The organism is Spiroplasma endosymbiont of Andrena trimmerana (genome assembly GCF_964019575.1).
In the GTDB taxonomy this organism is placed as follows: domain Bacteria; phylum Bacillota_I; class Bacilli_A; order Mycoplasmatales; family VBWQ01; genus Spiroplasma_E.
On sequence record NZ_OZ026455.1, the window covers coordinates 1349015 to 1363305 of the forward strand.

Annotated in this window: 12 protein-coding genes; 5 read left to right on the forward strand and 7 right to left on the reverse strand. The window is 23.8% G+C overall.

The annotated features are described in order from the left end of the window. Nucleotides 1-63 precede the first annotated feature (63 nt). A complete protein-coding gene (locus AACL03_RS08015; RefSeq protein ID WP_339040018.1) occupies nt 64-759 on the forward strand; it encodes a hypothetical protein in 696 nt (231 codons plus the stop codon). 327 nt (nt 760-1086) lie between these two features. Next, on the forward strand, nt 1087-2736 hold the full coding sequence (locus AACL03_RS08020) for a hypothetical protein (protein ID WP_339040019.1): 1650 nt from the start codon (nt 1087-1089) through the stop codon (nt 2734-2736). Between the two features lie 466 nt (nt 2737-3202). On the opposite strand, the gene AACL03_RS08025 is transcribed toward AACL03_RS08020, so the two are convergent. The 7 genes from AACL03_RS08025 to AACL03_RS08055 all read right to left on the reverse strand — a co-directional run bounded on the left by AACL03_RS08025 (nt 3203) and on the right by AACL03_RS08055 (nt 10862). Beyond that, entirely contained in the window at nt 3203-4153 is a 951-nt protein-coding gene (locus AACL03_RS08025; protein ID WP_339038665.1) for an IS30 family transposase, read from the reverse strand. Between the two features lie 184 nt (nt 4154-4337). Further along, nucleotides 4338-5456, reverse strand: coding sequence for an agmatine deiminase family protein (locus tag AACL03_RS08030; protein ID WP_339040020.1), 1119 nt, complete (start codon nt 5454-5456; stop codon nt 4338-4340). A 191-nt stretch (nt 5457-5647) separates the two neighbouring features. Further along, the gene (gene rbfA, locus AACL03_RS08035) at nt 5648-6007 is read right to left on the reverse strand and encodes a 30S ribosome-binding factor RbfA (protein WP_252320089.1); all 360 of its coding nucleotides are present in this window, start codon (nt 6005-6007) and stop codon (nt 5648-5650) included. Between the two features lies 1 nt (nt 6008). After that, nucleotides 6009-7838: a translation initiation factor IF-2 gene (infB, locus tag AACL03_RS08040; RefSeq protein WP_338957117.1), complete on the reverse strand. Its 1830-nt coding sequence runs from the start codon at nt 7836-7838 to the stop codon at nt 6009-6011. A gap of 27 nt (nt 7839-7865) precedes the next feature. Continuing rightward, on the reverse strand, nt 7866-8156 hold the full coding sequence (gene rnpM, locus AACL03_RS08045; protein WP_338957115.1) for an RNase P modulator RnpM: 291 nt from the start codon (nt 8154-8156) through the stop codon (nt 7866-7868). Between the two features lie 18 nt (nt 8157-8174). Further along, the gene (gene nusA, locus AACL03_RS08050) at nt 8175-9350 is read right to left on the reverse strand and encodes a transcription termination factor NusA (protein WP_339040021.1); all 1176 of its coding nucleotides are present in this window, start codon (nt 9348-9350) and stop codon (nt 8175-8177) included. Nucleotides 9351-9911: 561 nt separating this feature from the next. Continuing rightward, nucleotides 9912-10862, reverse strand: a complete 951-nt coding sequence (locus AACL03_RS08055; RefSeq protein WP_339038665.1) for an IS30 family transposase — start codon at nt 10860-10862, stop codon at nt 9912-9914. Between the two features lie 130 nt (nt 10863-10992). Between AACL03_RS08055 and AACL03_RS08060 the strand changes: the two genes are divergently transcribed. The 3 genes from AACL03_RS08060 (at nt 10993) to AACL03_RS08070 (ending at nt 14285) form a co-directional block, all read left to right on the forward strand. Continuing rightward, nucleotides 10993-11925: a nuclease-related domain-containing protein gene (locus AACL03_RS08060; protein ID WP_339040022.1), complete on the forward strand. Its 933-nt coding sequence runs from the start codon at nt 10993-10995 to the stop codon at nt 11923-11925. 399 nt (nt 11926-12324) lie between these two features. After that, complete coding sequence (locus AACL03_RS08065) at nt 12325-13224, forward strand: hypothetical protein (RefSeq protein ID WP_339040023.1); 900 nt, start codon at nt 12325-12327, stop codon at nt 13222-13224. A 182-nt stretch (nt 13225-13406) separates the two neighbouring features. After that, a complete protein-coding gene (locus AACL03_RS08070; protein ID WP_339040024.1) occupies nt 13407-14285 on the forward strand; it encodes a hypothetical protein in 879 nt (292 codons plus the stop codon). Nucleotides 14286-14291: the final 6 nt, after the last annotated feature.

A 14291-nucleotide genomic window follows, 5' to 3' on the forward strand; every position in this document is an offset into this window, starting at 1 on the left:
CCACCTACGTTCAGTGGTGGGAAATTAAAAGATAAAATATCTACTTTTTTACACTTCCCAAGATTGATAAGATATTGTCAAAATGATTTATTTGGATATAATTGTTTAGAAAGTTTAATTAATAAAGCTAATGGAAAAAATTTTGTTCCTCATCGTAATTATGGTAAAAGTGAAGGAAATTATATAGAGGCTCATGTTTATTCTAGAATCTTATTTGCACGTGATATAAAACAAATTTGCTTATCAAAAGCGGAATTTGATACTCATCCACCTAATAAACAAAAACAAATATTAGAAAAAATAAATGAAATAAACTCATGTTTAGGATCTTCATTTATTATATTCATAACTGAAGAAGAATATAAAATAAAACAAGAAGAAAGACATTTAGAAGATAAATTATTATTAAAACAAGAAAAAATAACAAAATTAAAAAGTGATATTGTCAAGTTAGAGAAAAAAAAGATAACTCCAATTTTAAATTTTGTTATTAAAGTTTTTAGTTTTGGATGTATTAATAAAAATAAAGAAATTAAAGAAATAATAAATGCTAAAAATATTGAAATTAAAAATTTGTTGTTAGAGATAAAAAATAATGAAACACCACATTCACCATTAATTTCAACGGAAACTATGCCATTATTACAAGATCAAAAAGTAACTGATGAAAAAAAATTTGATAAACAATCAGCAAATGATGAAGAATTAAATAATCCCTTTTTAAACAGTTGTTCAAATTCACAACAAAATCTTCTTTAATAAAATATATATTGAACCATTTTAATAACCATACTGATATTATTATTTTTCTATTTTTTTTAATTAAATATGGTAAAGTTAAATCATAAAAATTATATATCATAGTTAGTATTAGTTACTATTAAAATTTTTTAAAATTTCTAATTTTTATTTACACTCTTTTATTGTAAAAAAATAAAAATAATTTAGTAACAATCTAGTTTATTAATTATAATTTTTATTTATAAGTATTAAAAGAGAATGTCATTCAATTGAAATGTATGTTTAAGTAGTCCTATTTTACTTATTAAAAGTAAAGCAGGACTTTTATAATTAAAAGGGGGAAAAATGAAAACAAAAAAGAATTCAGAACAAACACCTTTATTAAATAAAAATAACAATAATTACAATGCAATCAAAAATCAAGATCAACCTTCAACAAGTCAAGAACATGTTAATGGATATCATCAAGAAAATTTAGAAGTTAGAAATAAAGACAATATTAATTACACAAGAACAGAAAGTCAAGATCAATTTTCAACAAGCGATGAAGAAGAGTGAATAGATGATACTAATAGTTGTTATGGTGGAATAACACAAAAAAGATTGGATATTAATGAACGTTGAAAATATCGTACGAGATTTGAACCTGGTGTAGTATATTCTGGTATAATGATTCATGAAAATGTTATTGATATTTCTAATGATTTAAAATGACAGAAAACTATTCGTTTGAAAAACGGTAGAGTGATTTTAGAATTATCAAATTTAGATGAAAATAATCAATTTGAACAAAAATTTAAAATATATGAAAATGAAAATGCATACCTTAGTGATTTAAAATCATTAGATTTAACTACTTTTACAGAAATAAAACAAAAAACACCTATTAATTGATATTTTATTATCGCTGCATTAGGAATTATTCCTATTGTTGTGTTTGCATGAACTACACAAAGAGTATTTTCAGTTAATATTACAGATAATAAACCTCATCCATCTAATGATTGAATAACTAATATTCTTGACGTTACTAATGAAAAAACACAACATAATCTTATGATGGCAAGTGCTGATATTATTTTTAGTCTTCTTACTGGTGAAATTTTTAAATGATCGCGTAAGGTTATTAGTCCTTGTTGTCAAACTAGAAGTGTTGCTAATTCACCTGTTAATAATTCATACTTTATTACATCATTAATTCATCTTTGATCAACATTTAGTAATCATGTAGTTGTTACTGCTGCTGCAATGTATACTCTTGATAGTTTTACTTGACCAAATTATGGTTGAAAATTAATTGATAAATTTAATATCTTATCTACTATTGCTAGACTTTATGCTATGACAACTATTAATAATGGTTTTAAATGATCATTAAGTACATTAAATAATGAGTTTCAATTATCTGATAAGTTTAATTGTTGTTTAAATATTTTTAGTAAAATGGTTAATTTTATTAATGAATTATGTTACCCTTTAAAAGGTTTTATTGCACTTGTTAGTTTTGGTGCAATTACATTTAGTAGTAATGCACTTAAAACTTTAGCATCACTTGTTGCTGAAAATGGGTTTACAGATGGTTGTTTGATATTCCCTAATAAATTTTTTACTTTAGGAATGTTGGGAACAGCTACAGCAATGTCAATAACAGATGGTTTAAATTTACAGTTAGATAATTATAAAAAACCACTATTACAACCAATTCTAAATGGAGCAAAATGAATTTGAACTAAAACAAAATCATGTTGTATAAATAATGAAAATGATAATGGATATGGTTCTATAAATAATGATAATGTTGAAGATGGAGTTGTTATTAATAATCCTAAAAATGATATAAAAGATTTATTAGAACAACAAGCAATAACTGAAGCAAAAAAAACAAATTTAAATGGTTTATTTAAAAAATTTAATTCATTTAATATAAATGAAATCAATGAAACACAACCATCAGTAAGTGAGCATTTTTCAGATTCACGATATACTGTGATATAGTTTAGTTTAAATTAATATTAATCACTCTTATAAAAAGAGTGATTTTTTATGATTATATATTTTATTTTTTTAAAAAAATATATACTTTTCTTAGATATTTTTTAAGAGTTAGAAAAAAAATTTAAAATTTTATACTTGAAAGGAGTATTATTATGGATAACAAAAGAATAGAAGAAGAAAAAAAAACACGGATAAGAAGCAAAGAAATGAAGAGAAGAATGTAAAAAAATAGAAAACGAGATGAAGATGCGAGAAGAACAGTATAGAAAGAAAAATGAAACTAAAAAGAATTTATAATATTTACTAGAGTTTTATTTATGAACAAGTTTAATATAAATTATGAAAAAATGGTTGTTACCATTTTTTCATAATTTATATTAGGATTGAAATTTATTTTCTAGTTTTAGTATCTTTAAAAATTTAAATTAAATTTAATAAATTTGCTAAATTGTAAAGGTAAGTGCAACTAAATTATTTTTCTATCCAAATATTCGATTGGTGAAAGATAATTTAGTATTTTTCTCGGTTTTTGATTTAAAGACAATATAAATTTATGAACTTCATTTTTATTAGTTTTTGAAAAAATAAATTTTTTAGGAAATTTTTCTCTAATTAAACCATTAGTATTTTCATTAGTACCTCTTTGTCAAGGTGAATATGGATTGGCAAAATAAATTTTTACATCTAAATTTTTTTCAAGTTGTTGTCAATTTGAAAATTCTTTGCCACGATCAAAAGTAATAGTTTTAACAATGTTTTTAGGAAGAATTGATAAATAATAACTGACATTTTTATTAATAACTTTAGTAGTTCTGTTTTTAACTAATATTGCTAAAGTAAATCGTGATACTCTTTCAACTAAAGTTATTAAACATGATTTGCTTTTACCTCGTGATGATACTATAGTATCTCCTTCTCAATGACCAAGTGTTATACGATCATTAACATTTATATCTCGTTCTTTAATTGATTTACCATTAAACTTGCCACGATTTTCTTTAGATTTTCGTTTTTTACCTTTTCTTCTTAAATTTTTACTAGTAACTTTATCAAGCATTCCAAAATAAATTCAAGTATAAATTGTTTTAAAACTAATAACTCATTCTTTATGAAAATTTTTAATTCTGCCATAAATTTGTTCAGGTGATCAACCTAATAGTAATTTTTGTTGTACATATTTTACTAAATTCTTATTTTTAAACTTATGAAAACTAATATGTGATTGTTTTCGATTTTCAGCTTTATTTTGTGCAATTAATGAAAAATAATGATTATTATCTTTATTTCTATTAATTTCTCGAATAATAGTACTAATACTTCGATTAAGATTTTTAGCTATTTCACTAATTTTAAATTTAAATTTCAATTGATTCTCAATATAAATTCTTTCATCTATGCCAAGATGTTTATAACTCATATAAAAACTCCTTACTTTTTTCTAAACTAAATTTAGCATTATGAAATTTTTATATGAGAATTTTTTGCAATTTTATTTACTTGCACTTACAAGTATAACTCAGCATTTTATATTTTTTAAATAGAAATAACTAGTTAAATTTTTTTTAATTTAAAGATAAAGAATAAGATAAAAGTTTATAAAATTATGTAGTAGATATTAAAGCTGGTTGATGACAAATTAAACTATGAATACCACTTTTACCAAGAATAAGTTCTCGAGCATCAAATAAAACAATTTGTTTATTATTAAATACATTTGTTTTTGATAAAATATCTAGAAGTTTAGTTTCACTTTCTTCATCATTGAAAGTAGGAATAATAACAACTTTGTTACTTATATATAAGTTAAGATAACTAGTGACAAGTTTTTGATTTGCTAGGATACGATTATGATAAATGTTAAAATCAATCATTTTAATATCATCACTATTACGAACGTCATTTTTTGGTAAAGGAATTTTTATAATTTTATATTTTTTGCCATGAGCATTTATTGATTTTGATAATACATCTCAACAATTTTTAACAGCAAGATAACGATCATCAATAGTATTTTCTGTTCAACTTAATAAAATAGTATTACTATCAACTATACACATGATATTATCTAATCTTCCTTTGGTTTCATCATATGGTAATCCATAAGGTATTCAAATAATATTTACAACATTTAGATAGTCTTTTAAATATATTTCTATTTGTTCTTGTGATAAATTAGGATTACGTTCTTGGCATAAAATACCTTCATAACTAGCAAAACAAGTACCTTCACCATCTAACATAATCATGCTAGATTCTAAAATGATTGGTAGAAAATAGTAATCAATTTTTTGTAGTTCAAATATTTTGTATGCTACCATATCATCATAATTTCAAGGTGAATAAATACCTGCTATTTCTCCACCTCAAGCATTAAAATTAAATTTTAAGCCTCTAATATTCTTTGTTTCTTTATTTTGAAGAAAGATTGGACCATAATCACGAATAAAGCAATCATTAGTAGACATTTCGATAATTGTAATATTTTTATTTAATAAATTTCTAGCATTATTAAATTGATTTTTACTAACAATCATATTTACATGTTCATGTTCACTAATAATATTAGCAAGTTTACTTATTTTTTCTTGTGCTGGTTTAGCGCCTAATCTTCAATTATCAGTTCTTTCTGGTCATACCATTCAACATTGTTGATGTTCTAAAAATTCAGGAATAACATAAAAATCATCACTATTTGGTGTTGAATAAATTTTTTGTGCCATTAATAGTAGCTTTCCTTTCTTACTTAGTAGCTACTGAATAATTCCCTTATTTTATTGATGATTCCTTTTTTATTATACTAATAATTTTATTTTTTTAAATAGTGTTTTATAGTAATTATTAAATAATTACTATAAAAAAATTTTAAATTTAAATAATTAAAATGAGATTATAAATCTCATTTTAATTATTTTTATTCATTTGAAGAATTATTATTTTTGATATTTTTTAATATTTCTTCAATGTTTTTAACTCTAGTGTTGGTATTATCATATTTAAAGCGTAATTCTGGAACTTTATATTTATTACTTGTTTTGGCAAGTGCGCTTCGACAAAAACCTTTCGCTTTTTCTAAAGCATTACTAATAGTTTTAATATCTAAATTATCTAAGTAAACTGTTCAATAAATGGTAGCATAACTGTTATCTTTTGTTATTTTTACATTAGTAATAGTGATATCTTTGAAAAGAATATTTTTTGATTCTTTTTTTAATATATTAGTAATTTCTTTTTTTAAGAAACTTTCTTGTTGTTCAAATTTAATGATAGACATCCTATTTTGTCTCCACTTCTTCTACTAAATATGATTCAATAATATCATTTTCTTTTAAGTCATTAAAATTTTTAATAGTAATACCGCATTGAGTTTCTTTTTTAGCAATTTTTAAATCATTTTTTTCATGTTTTAAACCACTGATTTCACCGTTATAAATAACAACATCATCACGAATGATATGAACTTTGCTATTACGTTGAATGAAACCATTAATGACAACACAACCAGCAATTGTTCCTACTTTTGAAAAATGAAAAGTTTTAATAACTCGTGCTTGACCAAGAATTTTATCTTCATAAGTTGGTTCTAATAAACCTTTAGCAGCCAATTCTAATTCTTCAGTTATTTTATAAATGATATTATGTAATCTAATTTCAACACCGGCATTGTTAGCAGCTTCACGAATAACATGATTGGGACGAACATTGAAACCATAAATAATACTTCCTGAAGTTTGAGCAAGTTTAATATCTGATTCACTAATACCACCAATAGTTGCTCTAATAAACTTAACAGTAATATCATTAACATTAATTTTATTTACTGCTTGAACGATTGCTTGCACTGAACCTTGAGTATCTGCTCGTAAAATAACATTAATTTGTTTTAATTCACCTGTAGCAACATCTTGTGTTAAATTACCTAAACTAATTTGTCGATTATTTCTAATTTTATTTGTTTCTTCTGTTTGTCGTACTAGTGCTACTTTTCTTGCTAATTTATCATCATTAAAAACAATAAAAGATTCACCAGGAGTAGGGGCTGTTTCAAATCCTAAAACTTGAACAGGCATTGAAGGTCCAGCTTTAGTAATTATTTTACCAGTATCATTAATAAGGCGTTTAATTTTTCCTTTAACACTACCAGCAACTACAATATCAGTAACTTTTAGTGTTCCACCTTGTATTAATAAAGTACAAATTGAACCAACATTTTTATCATGATGAGATTCGATAACAGTTCCATTAGCAAATCGATTTGGATTAGCATTTAGTTCTTTTAATTCAGCAATTACTAATATGGCTTCTAATAATTCATCAATTCCTTGATTTTTTAAAGCACTACCATAAACAAAAATAGTATCGCCACCTCATTCTTCACTAGTTAAATCACAATTAGCTAGTTCATTCATAATGCGATCAGTATTAACATTTCGTTTATCCATTTTATTAACAAAAACAATAATTGAAACACCAGCTACTTTTGCATGGTCAATTGCTTCACGAGTTTGTGGCATCACACCATCATCACCAGCAACTACTAGAACAACAATATCAGTAATTTTAGAACCACGTGAACGCATTTCAGTAAATGCTTCATGACCTGGGGTATCAATAAAAGTAATTAATTTATTATTAGTTTTAATTTGATAAGCACCAATATGTTGAGTAATACCACCGTGTTCTTGATTAGTAACTTTAGAATTACGGATAGTATCTAATAGTGTTGTTTTTCCATGATCAACATGGCCCATAATTGTAACAACAGGTGGTCGAGTTACTAAATTTTTTTTATCATCTTCTAGATTAATATTTTCTAATAAGTTTTCATATGTTACCACTTTAGCTTTTTCAAAATCAATATTTCATTCCAAACAAAGTTCAAGCATTAATTCTTGAGTTAATATTTGATTTTGATTAAATAGTTTGCCTTGTTTCATGAAGTATTTAATAATGTCAGTTACTGGATGATGCAATGCTTTAGCAAATTCTGAAATAGTTAAAGGTTCGTTATATAAAAATACTCCTTTTTCATTAATTTGAGATGTTTTTTGTTTTAGTTGTTGATTAATATTTTGTGTTTGTTGAGATATTCGTTTTTTTGCCATTTGCATCCCGCCTTTCGCTTGGGAAAATTAATCTCAATTTTTTTTAATTTCATTAATTAATTGTTCATAAAATTCATTTGGAATTTTTGTTTTTAATGCTCGTTCTAATGCCTTATTTTTAATAAGCAAAGGTATTAATTCAAGTTTAGGTTGGATGTAGGCACCTCGACCATTTTGTTTGCCAGTTTTATCAATGAATAATTGTCCTTCTTTATTAATAACAATTCTAATTAATTCACGTTTAGGTAAAATAGTATTTGTAACTATACATTTACGCATTGGTATTTTTTTACGTTGAATTAAAGGTATTTTATTCATAACGACCTACTTTATTGTTTATTGATTTTTATTTTTTCATTGTGTTTTTTTTAATAATTCAGATATAAACTTTTCATATTCACTTTCTTTAATATTACCATTTCAAGTAAATTTAATATTATTTTCATTTGCTTGTTCTAATGAAGTAATATTAATATTTCAGTGAGTTACACCGGCAACTAATTTAGCAGCCATACCATTTTTACCAATAGCTAATGATAATTGTTCAGTAGGAACAATAATATTTGCTTGTTTTTCTTCTTCATTAATATCAATTGAAATAACTTTAGCTGGTGTTAAAGCGTTAATTATATATTCTTTTATATTAGGATTTCAGGCAATAATGTCAATTTTTTCGCCACTTAATTCTTGCGTAATTAATTTTGTTCTTTCGCCTTTTGGACCAATACATGCACCAATACCATCAATGCTTGGATCATGACTAACAATTGCAACCTTAGCTCTAATTCCAGGAATACGAGCAATATCTTTAACTTCGATTACACCTTGTGCTATTTCAGGAACTTCTAATTCTAGTAAACAACGTAAAAAATTAACGTGAGTTCTTGATGCTAAAATTTGACCATAGTTTTTATTTTTAATAATATCTTCAACATAAAATTTGATGTAAGTATTATTAGCGATTGGTTTATTTTTTGGTAAGATCTCACTAGGGATTTGATTTTGTTTTGGTAAGAAAGCATAGGCTCTACCAATTTTAATTAACATATAAGTTTCTTCAACGCTTTCAATAGTACCAATTAATATGTGATCTTTTTTATCAATAAATTCATCATAAATTGATGTTTTTTCTGCTTCACGAATTGATTGTTTCACTACTTGAATAGCTTTAAAAATTGATAAACGAGAGAATTGATCACTAGGAATTATTTGCGTATATGTATCACCAATTGTTAAGCCGGGATTCTTTGTTTTAATAGTTGAAAGTGCAATTTCTAATTCAGGATCTTCAACTTTTGGAACAACAATTAAATCCTTTAAAATTTTAATAGTACCTTTATTTTGATCAATTTCAATTCTGATATTTGTACTATCATCACGATAACTTTGATATTCATATGCTTTTTTTAGTCCTTCTTTTAAAGCTTCAATGATATCTTCTTTTGCTATTTGTTTTTCTTCAGCAATTTCATTTATGGCATTTAAAATGATTTGACTAATTTCTTTGTCCACTTTTTCTCCTCCTTGTTTTTTATAAACATTGTTGTTTATTATTTAATAGTATTTGAAATAGATTTATTTCAAAATGAAAATATACTTAAATAAAAAAATAAAATATATTACACTAGAAATAATAAAGACAGCTGGTAGCTGTCTTGCTATAATTCTAATTCATTGTTCATTATACAATATTATTAATTTGAAAACAATAGAAATTTATTAAATGATAGAGTTTTATTATCGTAGATTATATTGTATAAATATCTTTCATTATATTAATGGTAATTTTCAAGTTTTAAACTGATTAAATATAATTATTTATATAGTAGTAATTGTTTTTGTTCTATTATCATTGAAAGATATAACATTCATTTTAAAGTTTCTATTTTTTAAAATCAATGGGAACTAAATTGCTTTTCAATACTAATTTGTTCTTATATTGATATTAATCTCCTATATATTCTGCTTATCAAAGATTAGACATTTTTTTAAAATATTTTCAAACATTAGTAAAAATGTTAAGATTTATTTATTAAATTTTATTAAATAGCTAAATTGTAAAGGTAAGTGCAACTAAATTATTTTTCTATCCAAATATTCGATTGGTGAAAGATAATTTAGTATTTTTCTCGGTTTTTGATTTAAAGACAATATAAATTTATGAACTTCATTTTTATTAGTTTTTGAAAAAATAAATTTTTTAGGAAATTTTTCTCTAATTAAACCATTAGTATTTTCATTAGTACCTCTTTGTCAAGGTGAATATGGATTGGCAAAATAAATTTTTACATCTAAATTTTTTTCAAGTTGTTGTCAATTTGAAAATTCTTTGCCACGATCAAAAGTAATAGTTTTAACAATGTTTTTAGGAAGAATTGATAAATAATAACTGACATTTTTATTAATAACTTTAGTAGTTCTGTTTTTAACTAATATTGCTAAAGTAAATCGTGATACTCTTTCAACTAAAGTTATTAAACATGATTTGCTTTTACCTCGTGATGATACTATAGTATCTCCTTCTCAATGACCAAGTGTTATACGATCATTAACATTTATATCTCGTTCTTTAATTGATTTACCATTAAACTTGCCACGATTTTCTTTAGATTTTCGTTTTTTACCTTTTCTTCTTAAATTTTTACTAGTAACTTTATCAAGCATTCCAAAATAAATTCAAGTATAAATTGTTTTAAAACTAATAACTCATTCTTTATGAAAATTTTTAATTCTGCCATAAATTTGTTCAGGTGATCAACCTAATAGTAATTTTTGTTGTACATATTTTACTAAATTCTTATTTTTAAACTTATGAAAACTAATATGTGATTGTTTTCGATTTTCAGCTTTATTTTGTGCAATTAATGAAAAATAATGATTATTATCTTTATTTCTATTAATTTCTCGAATAATAGTACTAATACTTCGATTAAGATTTTTAGCTATTTCACTAATTTTAAATTTAAATTTCAATTGATTCTCAATATAAATTCTTTCATCTATGCCAAGATGTTTATAACTCATATAAAAACTCCTTACTTTTTTCTAAACTAAATTTAGCATTATGAAATTTTTATATGAGAATTTTTTGCAATTTTATTTACTTGCACTTACAAGTATAACTCAGCAATAATAAAAATTTGGAGTAAATATTATGAGTAAAAATAAGAAAAAGAATGAAAATATTGGTATTATAATTTTTATTTGTTTAATAATTATTATCACTATTATATTTTTGATTAAGTCATTATTTAAAGGTTTAGAAAAATGAATTGTTAATAATGTTTGAATAACTATAATTATTATATTTTCTATAATTATTGTTTCAATTTTAACTACTATTATATTGACAAATAAATATTTAAAATATAAAAAAAATTATTTTAATTTAGAAAAAAGTAAAGAAATAGAATATTCTTATCAAATGATAGAATTAGAAAATCGAATTAAAAATTATGAAAAAATTTATCCAAATTTAAAAAATTTTGAACATCCTTATCAATATAATGATAATTTAAATAATACGTTAGGTATTAAAGGTGAATTAATTGTTAAAGAAAAAATAATAAGTATGTTTAATGAAGAAGATTTACAATTATTTAACAATTTATATTTACCATCTATTGAAGGAAAAATTAATCAAATTGATCATTTATTAATTTTAAATAGTTGTATTTTTATAATTGAGACTAAAAATTGATCTTTAAAAACTTATGGAGATTATTTTAAAAAAAACTGAATCCAATATCATGGTGAAAGACAAGAATTTATTCCATCACCTCTTTATCAAAATAGAAGTCATGTTAGAACTATTCTGTATCTTTTAAAAAAAGAAAACATTAATTTAAAACAATTTAAATTTTTTAGCCTTGTAGTATTTGTTCAAAATAATTTACAAATTACTGAAAATAGTAACTTAAAAATAAATGAGAAAGCATTAAATTTATTTGAATTATCTGAATATATTAAAAATAAAATTGAAGAAAATTCAGGAAAATGTACTTCTACTTCTAATAGTCAAAGAAATATAATGAATCAAATTATTTTAAATAATAATAATCCAGAAAACATTCAAATTCATAAATAACAATTAGACTATTAAAAACACAGTTATAAGCGAACAAATTTAATAAATTAATTTTTCTAATAATTTTCTGTCCTTGAAATTTTAATTAAAAAAATGTATTTTTATTTTCTGTTCTTAATTTTTAAATATAAAAAAACCTGAAAAATTTTCAGGTCTTTTTACATTATATTACTCAATAATCTTGGAAGTACTGTAGAGTATATATAAAAAATAATAAGAATGTTCAGTTAATGAACAATTTAATCCTAACATTTTTGAAATTATTTTCTTAAAAAAATCAAAATAACACTTAATAATGAAAAATATTATAAAAAGAGCACCAAATAAAAAAGAATGTATAATTAAGAGCAGAAAATAGTTTATATTTTTCAGAAAAATTATCTAAGGGGGAAAAACAATATGAGAAACATGAAAACATTACTACGACTAATGGGTGCTGCTGCTTTAACAACAGTTGCAGCAAGTTCAGTTGTTGCATGTGGAACTCAAACAAAAGCGCCAGCATTGAATGGCAAATATGCAACATTACTAGGATGATATAGTGATGAAAATACAAGTACAATTAATCAAGAATTAAAAAAGGATGATACTGCTGGTAAAGAAAGTTATTCAATTGCTGTTAGTGCTGTTGATAATACAAAAATTACAGCAACTAAATTTAACGAAAAATTATTAAAAGCAGGTACTGGTACTGATTCTGATAAAAGTCAAGCAGTAAGTGATGATGCTGCAGCCTTTTTAAAAGATTTAGGATTTACACCTGATAGCAAGAAGTTTTATTCAGCTGATGATGTTAAAAAGATTACTGCTTTATCTGCAAAAGTTGAAAGTACTGAAGCAGGTAAAATTGAAGCTGCTGGTACAACTGATTTTAAAGTTGAAGCTGGTACTTGTCAAATTAATATTATGGATAAGGCAACTGGAGATGATGCCAAATCTGTAAAAAAATATACTATTAACACTCTTAAGAAAGATGCATTAAATATTTCAACTGAAGTTATTGGTACTGATAAACTTATAACAGATAAAGATAGTTTAGAATTAACTGATGCGCAAGGATTTAAACGAACAAAACCTGTTTCTAGTTTTAAATTAAAAATAAAAAATGCAGTTAAACAAAAGCAATTTGATTCTTTAGTTAAATTATTAAAAATAAATGTTACTACAAAGTTTTTTGATAATGCTTCTGCAGGAACAGAAGTAACAGGAAATTTTCCAAATTCAAAAGTTTATTTACAAATAAGTTTTGGTAGTGTAGTACTTTCAAGTAGAATTGATTGCGATATTGCTCCTGCTTAATCATTAAATATTTTAAAAGATTGCAATTGCAATCTTTTTTAATTTATATTCTTTTTTATCACTTAAAAAATTTTATTAATTTATTAAAATTATAAAAATAGTTTCAATTTAAGAATAATAATAAATAGCAGAAAATAATTTATATTTTTTAGAAAATTATCTAAAAGGGGAGAAAACATTATATGAAAAATATAAAAACATTATTACGATTAATGGCTGCTACTGCTTTAACTACAACTGCAGCAAGTTCAATTGTTGCCTGTGACTTTGAAACAAAAGCACCAATATTAAATGGTAAATATGCAAAATTATTAGGATGATATAGTGATGAAAATACAAGTTTAATTAATCAAGAATTAAAGAAGGATGATACTACTGGTAAAGAGAAGTATTCAATTGAGGCTGATGACACAAAAATTATAATGACTAATTTTAAAAACAGTTTATTAAACGCAAACGAAATTAGAAATCCAAATCAAGCAAAAGATGCTGATGCTGCAGCATTTTTGAAAGAATTAGGAATTACAAGTGGTAGTGAAAATGAAGAATATTCACCTGATGATGTTAAAAAAATTACTGCTTTATCTGCAAAAGTTACAAGTACTGAAGCAGGTAAAACTGAAGAAAATAATACAGGAACTGATTTTAAAGTTCTTGTTGGTACTTGTAAAATTGATATTATAAGTAAAGATGATGATAGTGTATTAAAATCTTATACTATCAATACTGCTAAAAATGATGGGTTATACATTTCAAAAATAGTTATTACTGAACTTATTAGTGATAAAAATGGTTTAAAATTAACTGCTGCGCAAGGATTTAAACAAGGTGAATCTGTTACTGATTTTAAATTAGTAATAAAATCAGAAAGTAAACAAAAACAATTTGATTCTCTAGTTCAACTATTAAATACAAATGTTAGTACCCAGTTTCATGCTAGAGTTGCTGATGGTCCATTAGTAACAGGAAATTTTAGAAATTTAAAAGTTTATTTAGCAATATATTTTGGTGATGTTCATCTTTTACCTAGAATAGACTGTGGTATACCATCAACTGTTTAAATCATT